This window comes from Bradyrhizobium sp. 155, assembly GCF_023101105.1.
GTDB classification, from domain to species: domain Bacteria; phylum Pseudomonadota; class Alphaproteobacteria; order Rhizobiales; family Xanthobacteraceae; genus Bradyrhizobium; species Bradyrhizobium canariense_D.
In genome coordinates this window covers 6,979,735-7,000,245 of the sequence record NZ_CP064704.1, presented here as the reverse complement: position 1 = coordinate 7,000,245, position 20,511 = coordinate 6,979,735, and the positions used below count along the sequence as shown (strand labels likewise).

Below are 20,511 nucleotides of genomic sequence, written 5' to 3'. Positions count from 1 at the left end.
TAACGGCTGGCTATTTCGTGAGTTCTGTAGCTGGATCACAGATTTGGCCCCGTATTTGCCGCAGGGTGGTGCGGGGCACCACGAACAAAAGATGACAGAAGTATCTATTGCCAGATTTCTGCAATAGAATACATGAGGTTACTGAAAATGAGCGAAAATAAGCGCTACTTTACTTATGAGTATTTGAAAGATTACTTTGGCTTCCCTGCAGGTGCCCAGCCGTCCGAGAGCATCGACCGCTTGGTGATGCGAAATCACACAAGCAATAGGTGGTTTCGCTAAGGACTTGGTAATGATATGCAAGTTTAGGCGAGCGATACTTACTTAGATTTTAACTCCTTTTTTGGTGCCCGGATTGAATTACGCTGGCAAATTTGACGCCGCGATTTCCTTGGACGGCTTGGGTTCCCGATCGCCCGCCGATGGCCATGTCGATTCCTTTACTGCGAAGGCACACGGCCACGTGCCCGATGGCGCATTCGTGGTTCCCGACCCGAACCTGATCTTCAACGGCGATTTCAAGCGCGCCGGTCTCGATCTCGTGCTGTCTCATGATGGGCACGATTTCGTCGTTCACGATTATTTCAGGGGCGACAAGCGCGCGGCGATCGCCTCGCCCGACGGCGCGCACCTCACCGGCGACGTCGTCAACGCACTCACCGGCCATGTGCAATACGCGCAGGCCGCCTCAGGCATTGCCGCCGCGCAGGTCATCGGCCACGTCACCAAGCTCTCCGGCAGCGCGACCGCGGTCCGTAACGGCGTCTCCGTCATCCTGAACAATGGCGACAACGTCGAGAAGGGCGACGTGGTCTCGACCGGCGGCGACTCGACGCTCGGCATTACGTTCATCGACGGCACGGTGTTCGGCCTGTCCTCCAATGCGCGGATGGTGCTGAACGATATGGTCTACGACCCCAACGGGTCGAACAATTCCTCTCTGCTCAGTCTGGTCGCAGGCACCATCACTTTCGTTGCCGGTGAGACCGCTAAGCACGGCGACATGAAGGTCGACACGCCGGTCGCCACCATGGGCATCCGCGGTACGGCGGTGCTGAGCCAGATCAACTTCGTCGTTCCCGCTGGCGGCGGCGATCCGCAGCCGCAGGCAAGCTTCCAGGTGCTGGTCGAGCCGAACGGCACGACGGGCTCCTACATCCTGTTCGACAAGGTCACGCTGCTGCCGATCGCGACGGTCAACCAGGCCGGCCAGATGATCCAGATCAGCGGCGGCAACGTCTCGATCTCCAATGCGCTGATGTCGCCGGACATCCAGAAGCTGATCACGGACGTGTTCACGCTGAAGTTCACGGACAACAACAGCAACACCAAGCTGACCCAGAACTTCACCGACTCGATCACGCAGACCGGCAACATTGTCTTCATCAAGACGGATACCGGTGCCACCGCGACCGCGACCTTCACGCATCTCCCTGAGCCGGGATCGCAGGGGACCGGCCATAATCCGTCGACCAGCACCCGCATTCCCGGCCCGCCCGTTCGTCAAAGCCTCGATCTCAACGGCAATGTGAAGACGGCGTTCGAGATGATCGAGCGCGCGGGCACGACCGGCGACACAACTCATTACGATACCATCTCCGGTCGCATCACCTTCGTCGATCAAAACCTGGCCGATCTGCCAACGGTGAGCATAGACCTCGGCGATGCGCCGAACTTTGTCTACAAGAACGCCGGCCAGCAGGATGTCACCGGCGCGCTCTCTGCGCTCCAGAAGCAGGACATCGCGGCAACGCAGATCCAGCTCAGCGTGGCCGCAGCCGCCGGTAACAACAACAACGGCTCGGCGGTCTGGACCTACACGATTCCCGACCACGTCTTCGACTTCCTCGCGGCGGGCGAAACGTTGACGCTGACCTACAAGGTCCGCGTCAACAATAATTTCTCGGTCAATCCCGAAACGTCGACCATCGACATCACCATCACGATCACCGGCACCAACGACAAGCCGGTGATCACCACCAGCGTTCCGACCATCATCTTCGAAGGCGGCACCAGCGTGCCGGGTGGCCCGCTCACCAGCGATGTTCCCACGTCGGGCACGCTGAGCTTCGACGACGTCGATCTCACCGACAAGCATACGGTGTCGGTGGCGTTGAGCAGCGCGACCCTGCCTGACGGCACCGTTCCGCCGGGGCCGCTTGCGGCGTTCCAGAGCGCGATGTCGGTCGCGATCGCGGCGGGCGCCGATAGCACCGGAGACGGCACCGGCACCATCAACTGGTCGCTGGCTGACCTGCCGGTCTATCTCGCCGACTTCATCCCCAAGGGTGAGGTGCTGACGCTGGTCTACACCGTGACGCTCAAGGACGCGCAAGGCGCCACCTCGCAGCAGACCATCACCGTCACGATCACCGGCACCGACGCTCCCGCCGTGGTGTGGATCGCGACCGACAAGCCCGGCGCTCCCTCGGGCGGCTTCTGGAAGGATGCGGCCAACTGGGCAACCGGCACGGTCCCGACCATCAATGACGACGTCATCGTCATCACCGACCAGCTGCATGGGCTGACGCCGTCCTATCCGGTGACGATCGACACGGCAGCCTTTGCCAAGTCGATCACGATGAACGACTACGACACCGCGGTCGGCCACAAGGCGCCGGAAGTCATCAACAAGAGTGCGTTGACGATTGCGGGCGAGATCAGCCTCAAGGCCGATTCGAAGCTCACCAATTTCACGGCAAGCACGATCTCGGTTGGTGGCAAGGCTGAGTTCCTGGACAGCAGCGTCCTCACCAATGCCGGCTACCTGACGCTCAAGGGCGGCGGCGATTTCGCCAACGGCACCACAATCACCAATTCCGGCACGATCGAGCTGTTCGGCGGCACGCTGAAGACGCTCGCCGGAATTAACAATGCCGGCGGCACGCTGAAGGCCGATGCCGGCACGACGCTGATCGTCGACACCGCCACCATCAGCGGCGGCACGGTCACCATCGCCGGCACGCTGGAACTCGACGGCAGCAGCGTCCTCAAGAACGGCACGCTGAACAATTCAGGGGCGGTCAACGTCAAGGGCACGGCGGATTTCGCCCACGAGACCGTCGCAAACACGTCCGGCGGCACGATCAAGGTGCTGGCGAATGGCTGGCTGACGATCGACCAGGGCTCCGGCGTCGCCAACACCGGCAACGTCACGGTGGACGCCACCGGCAAGCTGACGGTCAACGGCGCCACGATCAGCGGCACCGGCACGGTCACCGGCAACGGTGAGATTGATCTCACCGGCGCTGCGGTGCTGAGCGGCAGCATCCTGAACAACAACGCGGTCTTTAAGGTCAGCGGCACCGGCAACGTGCTGGACCACGAGACGGTCACGAATGCGAGCACCGGCACGATCGAAGTGCTGGCGAACGGCGCGCTGACGATCGACCAGGGCTCGACGGTCGCGAATGCCGGTAACGTCACGGTCGATGCCAACGGCAAGCTGACAGTCAATGGCGCCACGCTCAACGGTGCCGGGACTGTCACCGGCAACGGCGAGATCGACCTGACCGGCGCTGCCGTGCTGAGCGGCGGCATCCTAAACAACAACGCGGCCTTCAAGGTCAGCGGCACCGGCAACGCGCTGGACCACGAAACGATCACGAATGCGACGACCGGCACGATCGAAGTGCTAGCGAACGGCGCGCTGACGATCGACCAGGGCTCGACGGTTGCGAATGCCGGCAACGTCACGGTCGATGCCAACGGCAAGCTGACGGTGAACGGCGCCACGATCAATGGTGCCGGTACGGTCACCAGCAATGGCGAGATCGATCTGACCGGCGGCGCGGTTCTGAGCGGCGGCATCCTGAACAACAATGCGGCCTTCAAGGTCAGCGGCACCGGCAACGCGCTCGACCATGAGACGATCACGAATGCGAGCACCGGCACGATCGAGGTGCTGGCGAACGGCACGCTGACGATCGACCAGGGCTCGACTGTCGCGAATGCCGGCAACGTCACGATCGATTCCGCTGGCAAGCTGACAGTTAACGGCGCCACGATCAGCGGTACCGGGACTGTCACGGGCAATGGCGAGATCGATTTGACCGGCGCTGCGGTGCTGAGCGGCGGCATCCTGAACAACAACGCGGCCTTCAAGGTCAGCGGCACGGGTAACGCGCTAGACCATGGAACAATCACGAACGCGGGCACCGGCACGATCGAAGTGCTGGCGAACGGTGCGCTGACGATCGACCAGGGCTCGACGGTCGCGAATGCCGGTAACGTCACGGTCGATGCCAACGGCAAGCTGACGGTCAACGGGGCGACGATCAACGGCACCGGCACGGTCACCGGCAATGGCGAGATCGATTTGACCGGCGCTGCGGTGCTGAGCGGTGGCATCCTGAACAACAACGCGGCCTTCAAGGTCAGCGGCACCGGCAACGCGCTGGACCACGAGACGGTCACGAACGCGAGCACCGGTACGATCGAAGTGCTGGCGAACGGTGCGCTGACGATCGACCAGGGCTCGACGGTTGCGAATGCCGGTAACGTCACGGTCGATGCCAACGGCAAGCTGACGGTCAACGGGGCGACGATCAACGGCACCGGCACGGTCACCGGCAATGGCGAGATCGATTTGACCGGCGCTGCGGTGCTGAGCGGCGGCATCCTGAACAACAACGCGGCGTTGAAGGTCAGCGGCACCGGCAACGCGCTGGACCACGAGACGATCACGAATGCGAGCACCGGCACGATCGAGGTGCTGACGAATGGCGCGCTGACGATCGACCAGGGCTCGACGGTCGCGAATGCCGGTAACGTCACGGTCGATGCCAACGGCAAGCTGACAGTTAACGGCGCGACGATCAGCGGTGGTACGATCAACGGTCTCGGCACGATCGATGTCACCGGCGCCAGCAAGATCGATCAATCGGCGACGCTGAGCACCACTGCCGTGACGGTCGAGAGCGGCGTCATCCTGACGCTGGATGACGTGATAGTTGCGGGCACCGCAATCGCCAATCATGGCACGGTCAAGGTCGATGCAGGCAGCAAGCTGACATTGAACGGTGCGAGCCTGACAGGCGGCGCGCTCACCGTTTCGGGCACGCTGAATTCGACCGGCACAACTGCGATTACCGACGCCAACATCTCGAACAACTATCTGATCGAGGCAACCCTGGGCGCGTTGACGCTGCTGGCGACGACCTCCGCAAGCTCGATCGCGAATGGCGGCATCCTCAGGGCCAATGGCGCCGAGCTCGACATCAACGGCGAAGCCATCGCAAACACCGGCACGCTGGCGGCGATCAATCATGGGACACTGAAGCTGATCGGGATGACGGTGACCGACACCGGCAGCGGTAGTGTCTCGGTCGAGTCCGGCTCGGCACTCGATCTTCAGGGCGCGACCATCGACGGCGGCACGGTGACGATTGCCGGTACGCTGGAATCGACCGGCACCAGCGCCATCGACAATGCCGACATTACCAACACCGGCACGATCACGGTCACCAGCGGTACGCTGACGATTGATCCCGCCACGCTTCACGCCATCACCAATCACAATCTCATTCAGGCGAAGGGCGGCGTGCTCGACGTCTCCGGTGAGGATATCTCCAACACTGCGGCTCTTGAGGCAGTCAACCACGGCACGCTGAAGCTGGCAAATCTCACCGTTAGCAACAGCAGTGCTGGGTCGATCACGGTCGACGGCACCTCGAAGCTCTATCTGACCGACGTTTCGATCAACGGCGGCAGCCTGAGCAATGCCGGCAATCTCTACAGCGCCGGCGTCGATACGGTCACGGGCAGCGTCACCAACACTGGCATCATCGAGGTCCAGAGCGGCATTCTCGACCTTGCGGGCGGCATCGCCGGTTCAGGCAAGGTAATCGTCGATGTTGGCGCGACGCTGGAGTTTTCGGGCGCGACCGGTTCGATCCACATCGTCAATTCCGGCTCCATCGTGGGCGCCGGTGGCAATGCGGCGATCCACATCCAGCAGGATACGACCGGTTCGGTGATCAACAATTCCGGCACCATCGGGCCGCCCGCCGCTTCGAGCGTGACCTCCGCGACCGACGCGATCATCGAGATCGGTGGCAGCCTCACGATCAACAACACCGGCCACATCAACGGCAATATCTCGGTCGCCAGCGCGACCTTCAATAACGAGTCCGGCGGCACCTGGACGGTCGCCGGCACGAGCGCCTTCGGCAATGCGTCGTCGATCGTCAATGACGGTGTCATCGATCTCCTCAACGGCGCCTCGATCTCCCTGGGTGGGCCTGGACTCGTCAATCACAGCCACATCGACAGCTGGGGCACGGCGTCGATCTCGGGCACCATCAGCAATACCGGCAGCATCGAGGTCCATGATGGCGAGCTGTCGCTGTTCGGCTTGCTGACCGGCACGGGCTCGGTCACCGTCGATGCCGGTGCGCTGCTGAAGCTCGAAGGCACGGTCGCGCAGACGATCAACCTCGCGGGCGACGGCGCCGCGGTTGAGATCGATACGGATACGTTCGGCGGATCGATCGCGGAGCTGTCGGCGAACGACACGATCGACCTGTCGACGATCAAATACGGGCTCGGCACCAGCGCGGTCTATGTTGCAAACTCCAATCCCGCGACCGGCGGCGTGCTGACGGTGACCGATGCGGACGGCAATCACATCAGCCTGAACCTGGCCGGCGCCGACTACAGCAATGCCCATTTCGCCGGGAGCGACGACGGCACTGGCCACACGCTGATCACGATGACCGATGACCACGCCCCGGCCTTCACCGCCGGCGGCGTGCTGGCGGGGGGCGTCTCCGAGCAGGCGGACGCCACCGGTGACTTCGCCACCTCCGATACCTCAACGCCTGCGACCGGCGCGATTGACTTCACCGACATCGACCTGACCGACCTGCCGTCGGCACAGATCACCGGCCAGGACGTGACCTCGCTTGGCGCCGATCACAGCACTAACCTCACCTCGTCGCTCTCGCTTGACGAGATCGCGGCGCTCAAGAGCGGGCTGACGCTTCTGCCGCAGGCCGGGCTGAACAATGGCATCGTCACCTGGAGCTATTCGATCGCCGACGGCGCGCTGGACTTCCTCGCCAAGGACCAGACCGCGAAGGTGGTTTCTACCATCACGAGCACGGACGATTACGGCGAGACCGCCACAACCGACGTCACGGTCACGATCACAGGCAAGAACGACGCGCCGACCTTGGCCGCGGTCACCACGGATCCGCTCGTCGATACCTCCATCGCCGACAGCTTCTCGGACGTCACGGGAATGCTGGTCGGAACCGACGCCGACCATGGAGAGACGGCGGGGCTGACCTATGCCGTTCTGAACGCGGATAGTCATGGGACGACGGCTGGCCTGTACGGCTCGCTGACGGTCAACGCGAACGGCACCTACACCTACGTTCCCGATGCGGCTTCGATCAACGCGCTTTCGGAAGGCCCTTGTTCGGACGTCTTCACGATTCAGACCACGGACGCGCAAGGTGCTGTCGGCACGGCATCATTCACGGTTGCCGTAACAGGCGCCAACGACGCTCCGGTGTTGACCGATGGTAGCATCGGGCAGCTCACCGATACGTGCGCAGCGGATAATTTCTCTGACCTCACCGGACAGGTGGTCGGGACCGATGCCGACTCCGGCGATACGCTGACCTACACCTTGCTGAACGCAGATCACCAGGCAGTCGGAGAGGTCACGGGTCACTATGGCGCGCTGGCGCTCAACACGAACGGCACCTACACCTACGTTCCCGATGCGGCTTCGATTAACGCGCTGCCGGGCTGCTTGCACTATTCCGACAGTTTCACGGTCCAGGTCACGGATGCACATGGCGCCGCCTCCACGGCGATATACACGGTGGACCTGACGGGCGCCAACGACGTGCCAACGCTGTCCGCTCTCAACCTCGGCAAGCTTACGGACACGGCGGCGACCGACACCTTCTCCAATCTCACCGGAAATCTCGCGGGCACCGACGCCGATGCCGACGAGACGGTGACGCTGACCTATTCTGTCCAGAATGCGGATAGTTGCGGGACGGCTCCAGGACACTACGGCGCGCTGACGGTCCACTCTGACGGCAGCTACACCTACGTTCCCGACGCGGCTGCGATCAACGCGTTGCAAGAAGGGCCCTTCGCGGATACGTTTACGGTCCAGACGACGGACGCGCATGGCGCGACCGGCACTGCGACACTCACGGTGGACGTGGACGGCGCGAACGATGCGCCGGTAATGGACGTCAACCAGATCAGCCTCACGCATGACGACGCTCAAGTCACTGTGCACGGTATCTCGGCCACCGACTCCGATGCGGCTGCCAATGAAACCTTCACGCTCGTTGCCTCCGGCTCGGGTAGCAATTTGAGTCCGGCGTCGACGTCCGATACCTTGGCGCATATCAATTCCGCGCTGCAGACCGTGACCTACACTGATGCAAGTGAAGGTGCGGCCATACAGACGGTCACGCTCACCGTGGCCGACAGTCACAACGCAAGCAAGACGGTTAGCCTGCTCTTTGGCACGGCCGGGCAAGATGACTTCATCGGGACAGGCCATCAGGACCAGTTCGTGTTCGCCGCCAGTTCCAACAACGATACGATCACCAATTTCACGCCCGGTCAGGACCATATCGACTTGTCGGCAGTCGTGACCGCCAGCGATTTTGGGGCATGGATGGCGCAGCACGTGGCGGCTTCGCCGACCAATTCCGCTGACACCCTGGTCACGATCAACGCTTCGGACACCATCCTTCTGAAGGGTGTCGCCCACCTCCAGGCGAGCGACTTCATCGTCCATGCCTGATTGCTGCATGATGGGCCGCGATCGTCGGCAGGCCCGATCCACGCTGCCGTTCACCGCCAAAGCGTGATATCCAGCCACCATGAAACGTCTCAAGATCCTGCGGCGGTGGTTTGCGCGCAAGTTCGGGTTTGCGCGGCTGATGTGCCTTGCGCTGCTGGTCGTATTTGCCGGCGCTCGGCTCTGGGATCCGCCTCCGATCCAGGAACTGCGGCTGCGCACGTTCGACATGTTTCAATTGATCGATCCGCGCCACAAGACGGCGCGGCCGGTCACCATCGTCGACATCGACGACAAGAGCCTCGCCAAGCTCGGCCAGTGGCCGTGGCCGCGGACGCGGATCGCCGACATGATCCAGAACCTCACCAATCACGGCGCGGTGGCGATCGGCTTCGACGTCGTGTTCTCGGAGGCCGACCGGCTCAACCCGGATCTGGTCGCGAGCCAGATGCGCTACCTGGACGACGCCACCCGCGCCAAGCTGCGCGAGCTGCCGAGCAACGACCAGATCCTCTCCGAAGCGATCAAGCGCTCGCGCGTGATCCTGGGCGAGACTGGGCAGCGGGCGATTTCGTCCGAGGTCGACAAGTCGCTGCCCTTCACCGGCGTCGCGACGGTCGGCGAGGAGGGCGCTGAGCGCTTCCTATTCGAATTTCCCGGGCTGTTGCGCAACGTGCCCGAGATCGAGAAGGTCGCGGCCGGCCGCGGCCTGTTCTCGATCAAGACCGAGCGCGACGGCCTGATCCGGCGCGTGCCGATGATCATGCGCGCCCAGGGCATGGTCATGCCTTCGCTGAGCCTCGAGATTTTGCGCGTCGTCACGGGCACGCCGACCTTGCTGGTTCGGACCGACAAGACCGGCGTGCGGGCCGTGCGTCTCAAGGGCGTGGAGATCCCAACCGACAGGAACGGTCAGCTCTGGGTGCATTACGCGCGCCAGGATCCCTCGATCTACGTCTCGGCCGCCGACGTGCTCGACAATACGGTGCCGCCTAACAAGATCGCCGGCAAGCTGGTGCTGATCGGCACCTCGGCGGTTGGGCTCAACGACATCAAGACCACGCCGGTGTCCTCGACCATGCCCGGCGTCGAGATCCACGCCCAGGTGCTGGAGAGCGTGCTGAGCGGCGCGGTGATCTCCCAGCCGAACTATGCGCTCGGCGTCGAGCTGCTCGCCGCGCTCGTCATCGGCTTGCTCGTCATCATCTTCACGCCGAACCTCGGACCAGTTCGCCTCGTGCTTGCCGGCGCGACCTTCGCCGCTATCCTGATCGGAGTGTCCTGGTTCTTCTATGCGCAGCACCGCTATCTCATCGACTTCACTTATCCGCTGCTCTCGACCACCGCGATCTATCTGACGCTAATCTTCGCCAGCTTCGTGCGCGAGCAGCGCCAGCGCGTGCAGATCCGCGGCATGTTCGCGCAATACATGTCGCCGGTGCTGGTCGAGCAACTCGCGCAGTCACCGGAAAAACTCGTCCTCGGCGGCGAGGAGCGCGAAATGACGATCATGTTCTCCGACGTGCGCGGCTTCACCACCATATCGGAAACCTACAAGCACGATCCGCAGGGCCTGATCGCGCTGATGAACCGCTTCCTGACTCCGCTGACCGACGTGATCATCGATCAGAAGGGCTATATCGACAAATATATGGGCGACGCCATCATGGCGTTCTGGAATGCGCCGCTCGACGATGCCGAGCACGAGGTCAACGCCTGTGAGGCCGCGATCCAGATGTTGGAGAAGATCGACGCGGTGAACAAGGACCGCGAGCAGGAGGCCATTGATGGCGGTCACGTCTACATCCCGCTCAATGTCGGTATCGGTCTCAACACCGGCATCGGCGTCGTCGGCAACATGGGATCCGACCTGAAGAAGAACTATTCGGTGCTCGGCGACAGCGTCAACCTGGCCTCGCGCCTGGAAGGCCAGTCGAAGGAATACGGCTTTCCCATTATCGTTGGCTCGCGCACCGCGCTCGCGGCCAAGGACAAGTTCGCGATCCTCGAACTCGACTTCATCATGGTCAAGGGCAAGACCGAGCCGGAGGTGATCTATGCCATCGCCGGCCGCGAGGATGTGATGCTTTCAGGCGCCTTCCAGCGCCTGCGCAACGTCACCATCGAAATGCTCGCCTGCTATCGCAGCCGCGACTGGCAGGGCGCGCTGGACGCGATCGACCGCGGCCGCAGGAGCGAGGATGCCGACACGCTGGAAAAGCTGTTCAAGCTCTATGAAGTGCGCATCAAGGAATTCCAGGTCAATCCACCGCCGGAAGGTTGGACCGGGGCCTATGCGCTGCTGACGAAATAAGGGAGGCGCTTGCTAGCGGCTAAACCCTCGGTGTCGTCCCGGCGCAGGCCGGGACCCATACTCCGCAGCAGAAGCTGTACGCCAGATCGGAGTTGGCTGTCGTTGCCGAATTCAACTCGGTGGTTATGGGTCCCGGCTACGCCGGGACGACAGCGGTGTTCGACGCCGCAGGCCGTCGCCTTAATAAGAGGTGTCGTCCTGGCTTTCGCCAGGACGACAGTGGTGTTTGCGGAAGCGGGGTGCCGACCTTGAGCCTCACTCCGCCCCGATCGTCGTGAGATCCTGGAACCAGTGCTGCGCCTGCACGAACTGCTTGACCTTGGGCGACAGCGCATGCGGGTTGGTGTCGTGCACCACCCATACCAGCGTGGCGTCGTCGACGATCAGCGCGTGCGCCTGCGCCAGCAACTCGTCCTGCTTGGCGCTGTCGAAGGTCTGCTTGGCCTCGTCGATCAGCGCGTCGGCCTTCGGGTTTTTGTAGCCGCCCCAGTTGACGCCGACCGGCGCGATCTGGCTCGAATGGAAGAAGCGGACGATGGCGTAGAGCGGGTCAGAGGTGACATAGGCGATGTTGTTGGCGGTGATGCCGGCGTTCATCTCGTCGGCCGCGCCCTTGCGCCAATGCGTATAGAGTGTCTCGAGCTCGACGACCTTGAAATCGATGTCGATGCCGGTCTCCTTGAAGCTCTGCTGCAAAAATTCGTTCATCGGCAGCGACAGCATCTGGCCGGTGCCGCCCTGTGCGATGATGAAGGTCGCTTTCAGCGGCTTCGCCTTGGAGTAGCCGGCTTCCTCGACCAGCTTCTTGGCGGCTGCGACATCGTATTTCAGCTCGAAGCTCGGCTTGCCGAACCAGGGGCTCGACGGATCGACCTGTCCCTTGGCGGGTTTCGCAAGGCCATTCATCAGGCCCACCACGGCTTCACGATCGATCGCGAGGTTCAGCGCCTTGCGCAGGCGGATGTCGGTCCAGGGCGAACCCGGCAGCACGCTCAGATGATAATTCCAGACATGCGGCGTAACGTTGTCGACGAGCTTCATGCCGGCGGCCTTGAGCTGCGGCACGGCATCCGGCGCCGGCGTCTCGATCAGATCGACCTGCCCGGCCAGCAGCGCATTGGTGCGCGTCAGCGCTTCCGGCATCGGCACCAGCACGAGCTTGTCGACCTTGGGAATACGCTTCTTGTTCCAATAATCCGGATTCTTCGTGAGCTCGGCGAGTTCGCGCGGCACCAGTTTTGTCAGTTTGAACGGGCCGGTCCCCGAAGGCTGGCTCGCGAACTTGTCCCAGTCCTTACCGAGCTTCTCGTATTGCGCCGGGCTGGAGACCAGGAACCACAGCATCTGATAGGGAAAGAAGGAATCGACCGTCTTGGTGGTGATCTCCACCGTGAAGTCGTCGATCTTGGCGTAGCTCGCGACCGAAGGCAGGCGGGTCTTGACCTGCGCACTCTGGCGCTTGTCGAATTGCGGCGCCTTGTCATTGAGCACCTTGTCCAGATTCCAGATCACGGCGTCGGCATCGAACTCGCTGCCATCGTGAAACTTCACGCCCTTGCGCAAGGTGAAGCGCCATTTGGTCTTGTTCTCGGCATCGACCCTCCACTCGGTGGCCAATCCGGGCACCAGCTTTCCCGGCCGGTCGGCGACGTCCATCTCCCACGCCACGAGCGGATCGTAGATGGTGTAGGCCGTGAACTGATAGGCGCCCGCGCCGCGATCGGGCTGGCCGGTCGTCAGCGGGATGTCCGCCATCGAGATGCCGTAGCGCAGCACCGTTTCGGCGCCCGCCGGAATCGCGGACAACGCCAGTGCAAGCACGGCGAAACAGGTCGATAGTCGGATACGCATGGGCCAAAGCTCCAAGGAAGAATTCAAGGACAATCGGAGCCAAACCTGCAATCTTGATGCCAGAATAGGCAGCGAGGTGCTTTCGCCGACGTGTCATCACAAGGACTTGTCGTCGCAGGGGCAATTTGCAGAATAAGTTTCCCCATTGGCATAGGCATTGCATACGATTGCATCAAAATTAGTCATCGAAGCCGGAAAAGGATTGAGTCAATGTTGATCAAGAAAAACAAGACCCGCGCGGCGCTGATCGCGTTGCTGGCGCTCAGTAGCGCGGCTGCGTGGCCGCGCGCGGCCACTGCCGAAACCGTGCTGCGCATCGCCATGACGGCTGCCGATATTCCGCGCACGCTGGGCCAGCCCGATCAGGGCTTTGAAGGCAACCGCTTCACCGGCCTCACCATGTATGACGCGCTCACCGGCTGGGACCTTTCCTCGGCCGACAAGGCGAGCGTGGTGATCCCCGGCCTTGCTACCGAGTGGAAGGTCGACGATGCCGACAAGACCAAATGGACTTTCAAGCTGCGGCCGGGCGTCACCTTCCATGACGGCTCGCCGTTCAATGCGGACGCCGTGGTGTGGAATGTCGAGAAGGTGCTGAAGCAGGACGCGCCGCAATTCGACGCCAGCCAGGTCGGTGTCACGGCCTCGCGCATGCCGACGCTGGCATCAGCGAAGAAGGTCGACGACATGACGGTCGAGCTCACCACCAAGGAGCCCGACAGCTTCCTGCCGATCAACCTCACCAATCTCTTCATGGCGAGCCCGGCGAAGTGGCAGGCCTTCTACGACAAGGCGGAGGGCGCCGACGCCAAGGCCAAGTCGCAGGCCGCATGGACCGCGTTTGCCAAGGACGCCGCGGGCACCGGCCCGTGGAAGATGGCGGGCTTCACCCCGCGCGAGCGGCTGGAGCTGGTCAAGAATGCGAGCTACTGGAACAAGGACCGCGTGCCCAAGGTCGACAAGATGGTGCTGTTGCCGATGCCGGAGGCCAACGCGCGCACCGCGGCGCTGCTTTCCGGGCAGGTCGATTGGGTCGAGGCGCCGGCGCCGGACGCGTTGCCCGAGCTCAAGCAGCGCGGCTTCAAGCTCTACGCCAACGAGCAGCCGCACGTCTGGCCGTGGCAGTTCTCGCGCGTCGAGGGCTCGCCCTGGAACGACATCCGCGTGCGCAAGGCCGCGAACCTCTGCGTCGATCGCGAAGGCCTCAAGGACGGCCTGCTCGCGGGGCTGATGGTGCCCGCGACCGGCACGTTCGAGGTCGGCCATCCCTGGCGCGGCAGACCGACCTTCGAGATCAAGTACGACAAGGCTGCTGCACAGAAGCTGATGCAGGAGGCCGGATTCGGCCCGAACAAGAAGCTGACGGTGAAGACCCAGACGTCTGCGTCCGGCTCGGGCCAGATGCAGCCGTTGCCGATGAACGAATATATCCAGCAGGCGCTGGCCGAATGCTATTTCGACGTGCAGCTCGATGTCATCGAGTGGAATACGCTGTTCACCAACTGGCGCCGCGGCGCCAAGGATCCCAGTGCCAACGGCTCGAACGCGACCAACGTCACCTATGCGGCGATGGACCCGTTCTTCGCGCTGGTGCGCTTCCTGCAATCGGGCATGGCGCCGCCGGTCTCGAACAATTGGGGTTTCATCAACAATCCCAAATTCGACGAGCTGGTGAAGAAGGCGCGGCAGACCTTCGATCCCGCCGCGCGTGACGCCGCGCTCGCCGAACTGCACGCGGCCTCCGTCGATGACGCGGCCTTCCTCTATGTCGCCCACGACGTCGGTCCCCGCGCCATCAGCCCGAAGGTGACAGGCGTCGTGCAGCCAAAGAGCTGGTTCATCGACTTCTCACTGGTGTCGATGCAATAGTTCCCGCCTCATACGCAGTGCACCCTCTCCCCTTGCGGGAGAGGGTGGCTTCGCGCAAGCGAAGCCGGGTGAGGGATCTCTTTCCGCGGATGACCCTCTCTCTTTTTCGTTAACACTGCATCCGGGGTTAGAGCCCTCATCCGGCGCTTTGCGCCACCTTCTCCCACAAGGGGAGAAGGGAAGAAAAGAAACAACGTGCTCGCCTATATCGCCAGACGCATCGTCTACGTCATCCCGATCGTCATCAGCGTCGCGCTGGTGTGTTTTCTGCTCGTGCACATCACGCCGGGCGATCCGCTCGTCGCGGTGCTCCCCGCAGACGCCTCGCAGGAGCTCGCCGCGCAGCTCCGGACAGCCTATGGTTTCGACCGCCCGCTGCCGGTGCAGTTCGGGCTTTGGCTGCTCCGCGCGCTTCATGGCGATCTCGGCAATTCCATCGCCACGGGCCGCCCGGTGCTCGCCGAGGTCATGCGCGCGGTCAGCAACACGGTCACGCTGGCGATTGCGGCGGCGATCATCGGCTTCACCATGGGCATCCTGCTCGGCCTGATCGCCGGCTATTTCCGCGAGACCTGGATCGACAAGCTGGCGACCTCCTTTGCCGTCGCCGGCGTTTCGGTGCCGCATTACTGGCTTGGCATGGTGCTCGTCATCATCTTCTCGGTCCAGCTGAACTGGCTGCCCGCTGTCGGCGCCGGACCCGGCGGCTCGGCCGCCTGGGCCTGGGACTGGGCGCATTTGCAATATCTCGTGCTGCCAGCGATCACGACCTCGGTGATCCCGATGGGCATCGTCACTCGCACGGTGCGCGCGCTGACCGGCGACATTCTCAGCCAGGACTTCGTCGAGGCGCTGCGTGCAAAAGGCCTGCATGAGCGCGGCGTGTTCCGCCACGTCATCAAGAACGCCGCCCCCACCGCGCTCGCGGTGATGGGACTTCAGCTCGGTTACATGCTCGGCGGCTCGATCCTGATCGAGACGGTGTTCTCCTGGCCGGGCTCGGGCTTCCTGCTCAACTCCGCGATTTTCCAGCGCGACCTGCCGCTGCTGCAGGGCACGATCCTGATCCTGGCGCTGTTCTTCGTCTTCCTCAATCTGATGGTCGACATCGCGCAAGCCGCGATCGACCCGCGCATCAAACGGGGTTAGCGATGAGCGAGCTTCCGTTGTCCGTCACCAGCGATACGGCGCTTCAGTCCGCGCCCGCGACCAAGGCGCGCGGCTATTGGGCGACCGTCGGCCGTCGTATCTGGCGTGACAAGGTCAGCATGGTCTGCGCGCTGGTGCTGCTGCTGATCTTTCTCTCCGCGATCGTTGCGCCGTGGCTCGGTCTGGAAGATCCCTACAAGGGCTCGATGATCCGCCGCCTTCGGCACATTGGCACATCCGGCTACCCGCTCGGCACCGACGAACTCGGCCGCGACATGCTGGCGCGGCTGATCTATGGCGGCCGGTTGTCGCTTCTCATCGGCATTTTGCCTGTGATCCTCGCCTTCTGCATCGGCACCTCGCTCGGCCTCGTTGCCGGCTATGTCGGCGGCAAGCTCAACACCGCGATCATGCGCACGATCGACGTGTTCTACGCGTTTCCGTCCGTGCTGCTGGCGATCGCGATCTCGGGCGCGCTGGGCGCGGGCATCCTCAATTCCATCGTGTCGTTGACCGTCGTGTTCGTGCCGCAGATCACCCGCGTTGCCGAAAGCGTCACGACGGGGGTGCGCAACATGGACTTCGTCGACGCCGCGCGCGCCTCGGGCGCGGGACCGTTCACCATCATGCGCGTTCATATCCTCGGCAATGTGCTCGGTTCGATCTTCGTCTACGCGACCAGCCTGATCTCGGTCTCGATGATCCTCGCGGCAGGCCTGTCGTTCCTCGGCCTCGGCACCAAACCGCCGGAGCCGGAATGGGGCCTGATGTTGAATACCTTGCGGACCGCGATCTATGTCAACCCCTGGGTCGCCGCGCTCCCCGGTGCAATGATCTTCGCGGTCTCGATCTGCTTCAACCTGCTCTCGGACGGCCTGCGCAGCGCCATGGACATCAGGAACTAGCCATGAGCGAAACCAACCTCTCCGTCGCAATGCTGGAGCCGATCGAAGACCTCGGCGGCGTCGCCCAGCCGCTGCTCCAGGTCAACGGCCTCACCAAGCATTTCCCGGTTCGTGGCGGCCTGTTCGCCGCAAAGCGCACCGTGCGGGCGGTCGATAATGTCTCGTTCACCGTCGCCAAGGGCGAGACCGTCGGCATCGTCGGCGAGTCCGGTTGCGGCAAGTCGACCACCGCGCGGCTGCTCATGCATCTGATGCCGCGCGACACCGGTGACATCATCTATGACGGCATGAGCGTCGGCCAGTCGCTCTCCTTGCGCGAGCTGCGCCGCGGCATGCAGATGGTGTTCCAGGATTCCTACGCTTCGCTCAACCCGCGCCTGACCATCGAGGACTCGATCGCCTTCGGCCCAAAGGTGCACGGCATGGCCGACGGCGCCGCGCGCGCGCTGGCGCGCGAGCTGCTGGGCAAAGTGGGCCTGGTTCCTGCAAACTTTGCCAACCGCTACCCGCATGAGATCTCCGGCGGCCAGCGCCAGCGCGTCAACATCGCGCGTGCGCTGGCCCTGTCGCCGCGGCTGGTGATTCTCGACGAAGCCGTCTCCGCGCTCGACAAGTCGGTCGAGGCGCAGGTGCTCAATTTGCTTGCCGATCTCAAGAGTGAGTTCGGCCTGACCTATCTCTTCATCAGTCACGACCTCAACGTCGTGCGCTATATCAGCGATCGCGTGCTGGTGATGTATCTCGGCGAGGTCGTCGAGCTCGGCCCGGTCGACCAGGTCTGGGACCAACCGGCGCATCCCTATACGCGCGCACTTCTTGCCGCGATGCCGTCCTCGGATCCGGACCGCCGCACCGAGACGCCGCCGATCACGGGCGATCCGCCCAATCCGATCGATCCACCCTCGGGCTGCCGCTTCCACACCCGTTGCCCGTTTGCGGAGCCGCTCTGCGCAAATGCGACACCAAAACTCACCGCGCTCGATAGAATGGGCCACGAGGCCGCGTGCTACATGGCGATCCCGGGTTCAGGCCATCGCCGCGCGCCGAAGGAGGAAACCGCATGAGACCGACGACAAAAGAGATCAAGGCGACGGCACAGGTCGCCGGCGTTCCCGTCGACGACGAGATCGCGACGCGCATCTCCAATTCCATCGGACCGGCCTTCGAGGGCTTTGCGGCCATTGCCGGCACGTTGCCGTTCGATCTCGAGCCCGCGCTTTATCCGATCGCGCAGACTGCCAAGGTCTCGAAATGAGCACCGAGCCCGCATTGATGACGCTCACCGAGGTCGCGCGCGCGATCGCGATGAAGCAGGTGTCCTCGCATGAGGTGACGCGTGCGCTGCTGCATCGCATCGCGCAGTGGCAGCCGCACCTCAACGCCTTCATGTCGATCGAGGCAGAGGCAGCGCTGAAGGCCGCCGATGCCGCCGACGCCGAACTCGCCAAGGGGGAAGTCCGCGGTCCGCTGCACGGTGTGCCGCTCGCGCACAAGGATATGTATTACGACGCAGGTCACGTCGCGACCTGCGGCTCGTTGATCCGCCGCGACTTCGTTCCGACAGTGACCTCCACCGCCTTGCAGAGGCTGAAGGACGCCGGCCAGGTTCGCCTCGGCACGTTGCATCTCGCCGAATTCGCCTATGGCCCGACTGGCCATAACGCCCATTACGGCCCGGTTCGCAATCCCTGGAACGCTGCGCACATCACCGGCGGCTCGTCGTCGGGCTCGGGCTCGGCGGTCGCGGCGCGACTGACCTATGCGGCGCTCGGCTCCGACACCGGCGGCTCGATCCGCATGCCCGCACATTTCTGCGGCGTCACGGGATTGAAGACCACCGTCGGCCGGGTCAGCCGCGCCGGCGCGATGCCGCTGTCGCAGTCGCTCGACACGGTCGGCCCGCTCGCCCGCACCGCCGAGGATTGCGCGCTGCTGCTGGCGCTGATGGCCGGCCCTGATCCTGAGGATTCGACCTGCAGTCATGAGCCGCTGTCTGACTATGTCGGCGCGACCAAGGGCTCGCTGAAGGGCCTCAAGGTCGGCGTCCCCTCGTCCTTCTATGTCGATGATCTCGACGGCGAGGTCGCGCGCGTGCTGGACGAGACCGTTGCGGTGCTCAAGCGTGAGGGCGCCGACATCGTCACGGTCGAGCTGCCCGATCAGCGGCAATTGTCCTCGGCAAGCCAGCTCGTGCTCGCAGCCGAAGCCGCCGCCTTCCACAAGCGCTGGATGATTGAGCGGCCGCAGGATTATGGTCCGCAGGTGTTGATGCGGCTCCAGAACGGCCTCGCGGTCCCCGCCATCACCTATCTCGAGGCGATGCGCTGGCGCGGACCTGCGCTCGCCGCGCACAACGCTGCCACATCGGGCGTCGACGCGATGATCGCGCCGGCGTCCCCCGTGCCGGCGCCAACGATCGAGGAGAGCGACGTTGGCGGCGGGCCGAATGCGCCGGCGCTGTTGCAGCGGCTGACGCTGTTCACCCGTCCGGTGAATTACCTCGGCCTGCCGTCGCTCACGGTGCCCTCGGGCTTCACCAAAAGCGGTCTTCCGATCGGCATGCAGCTGATCGGCCGCTCGTTCGATGAAGCGACCTTGCTCACCATCGGCGCCGCGTTCCAGCGCGCCACCGACTACCACGAAAGGCTGCCGAAACTTCCGTCATGACAAAGCTCGTCGAGATCTCAGGCCTTAACATCCGCTTCACCGGGGAGCGCACGGTCTATGCCGTGAACGATCTCAGTCTCTCGCTCGGCGACGGCGAGGTGCTGGGCCTGCTCGGAGAGTCCGGCTCGGGCAAGAGCGTGACCTTGCGCGCGCTGATGCGCCTGTTGCCGAAGAAGCGCACGCAGATCACGGGCAAGGTCAACGTCATGGGCCGCGACGTGCTCGCCATGAACGACGAGCAGCTGTCGTCGTTCCGCGGCCAAACCGTGTCGATGATCTTTCAGGAGCCGGCGCTGGCGCTCGATCCGGTCTACACCATCGGCGCGCAGATCGCCGAAAGCGTGGTGCGTCACGAAGGCAAGTCGTATGCGGAGGGCAGGGCGCGCGCACTCGAAATGCTCGAGGTCGTGCGCATTCCTTCCGCAAAACGGCGGCTCGATGCCTATCCGCATGAGATGTCCGGCGGCATGCGTCAGCGCGCGATGATCGCGCTGGCGCTCGCGTGTCGTCCCAAGATATTGCTCGCGGACGAGCCGACCACGGCGCTCGATGCCACCGTGCAGATCCAGATCCTGCTGCTGTTGCGCGAGCTGCAGCGCGAGTTCGGCATGTCCGTCATCTTCGTCACCCATGACATCGGGGTCGCCATCGAGATCTGCGACCGGGTCGCGGTGATGTATGCCGGCCAGATCGTGGAGCAGGGCACGCTTCGCGACATCGTCCGCTCGCCGGTGCATCCCTACGCCAGGGGCCTGCTCGCCTCGACCGTCCACGGGGCCAAGCGGGGACAGCGGCTCGAGACCATCCCCGGCACCCCGCCGTCGCTGGGCGAGCGGCCGCACAACTGCTCCTTTGCGCCCCGCTGCGCCGCTGCCCAGCCGCGCTGCCTGGAGCAATTGCCTGGGAATGTGGAGGTCGGGCCGGGCCGGGCAGCACGGTGCGTGCTGGCGGAGCCGGTCACCGCGCTGTCATGATAT

At 63.6% G+C, this 20,511-nt stretch carries 10 protein-coding genes; 9 read left to right on the top strand and 1 reads right to left on the bottom strand.

Going from position 1 to position 20,511, the window contains the following annotated elements:
• Window positions 1-463 precede the first annotated feature (463 nt).
• Together IVA93_RS33465 and IVA93_RS33460 are read left to right on the top strand one after the other, a co-directional pair.
• Entirely contained in the window at window positions 464-8,782 is an 8,319-nt protein-coding gene (locus IVA93_RS33465) for a VCBS domain-containing protein (protein ID WP_247452652.1), read from the top strand.
• Between the two features lie 79 nt (window positions 8,783-8,861).
• A complete protein-coding gene (locus tag IVA93_RS33460; protein ID WP_018457599.1) occupies window positions 8,862-11,093 on the top strand; it encodes a CHASE2 domain-containing protein in 2,232 nt (743 codons plus the stop codon).
• 255 nt (window positions 11,094-11,348) lie between these two features.
• On the opposite strand, the gene IVA93_RS33455 is transcribed toward IVA93_RS33460, so the two are convergent.
• Window positions 11,349-12,944, bottom strand: a complete 1,596-nt coding sequence (locus tag IVA93_RS33455) for an ABC transporter substrate-binding protein (RefSeq protein ID WP_018457598.1) — start codon at window positions 12,942-12,944, stop codon at window positions 11,349-11,351.
• Between the two features lie 210 nt (window positions 12,945-13,154).
• Between IVA93_RS33455 and IVA93_RS33450 the strand changes: the two genes are divergently transcribed.
• The 7 genes from IVA93_RS33450 to IVA93_RS33420 all read left to right on the top strand — a co-directional run bounded on the left by IVA93_RS33450 (window position 13,155) and on the right by IVA93_RS33420 (window position 20,508).
• Complete coding sequence (locus IVA93_RS33450) at window positions 13,155-14,813, top strand: ABC transporter substrate-binding protein (protein WP_018457597.1); 1,659 nt, start codon at window positions 13,155-13,157, stop codon at window positions 14,811-14,813.
• A gap of 195 nt (window positions 14,814-15,008) precedes the next feature.
• A complete protein-coding gene (locus IVA93_RS33445) occupies window positions 15,009-15,962 on the top strand; it encodes an ABC transporter permease (RefSeq protein WP_018457596.1) in 954 nt (317 codons plus the stop codon).
• A 2-nt stretch (window positions 15,963-15,964) separates the two neighbouring features.
• Window positions 15,965-16,867 carry an ABC transporter permease gene (locus IVA93_RS33440; protein WP_018457595.1) on the top strand — a complete coding sequence of 301 codons (903 nt, stop codon included), beginning with the start codon at window positions 15,965-15,967 and terminating at the stop codon, window positions 16,865-16,867.
• A 2-nt stretch (window positions 16,868-16,869) separates the two neighbouring features.
• Window positions 16,870-17,931: an ABC transporter ATP-binding protein gene (locus IVA93_RS33435; RefSeq protein ID WP_018457594.1), complete on the top strand. Its 1,062-nt coding sequence runs from the start codon at window positions 16,870-16,872 to the stop codon at window positions 17,929-17,931.
• Entirely contained in the window at window positions 17,928-18,122 is a 195-nt protein-coding gene (locus IVA93_RS33430) for a hypothetical protein (RefSeq protein ID WP_018457593.1), read from the top strand. The genes IVA93_RS33435 and IVA93_RS33430 overlap by 4 nt, the downstream gene beginning before the upstream one ends.
• Window positions 18,119-19,534, top strand: coding sequence for an Asp-tRNA(Asn)/Glu-tRNA(Gln) amidotransferase GatCAB subunit A (locus IVA93_RS33425; RefSeq protein ID WP_018457592.1), 1,416 nt, complete (start codon window positions 18,119-18,121; stop codon window positions 19,532-19,534). Before IVA93_RS33430 ends, IVA93_RS33425 begins: the two co-directional genes overlap by 4 nt.
• Window positions 19,531-20,508 carry an ABC transporter ATP-binding protein gene (locus tag IVA93_RS33420; protein ID WP_018457591.1) on the top strand — a complete coding sequence of 326 codons (978 nt, stop codon included), beginning with the start codon at window positions 19,531-19,533 and terminating at the stop codon, window positions 20,506-20,508. Before IVA93_RS33425 ends, IVA93_RS33420 begins: the two co-directional genes overlap by 4 nt.
• Window positions 20,509-20,511: the final 3 nt, after the last annotated feature.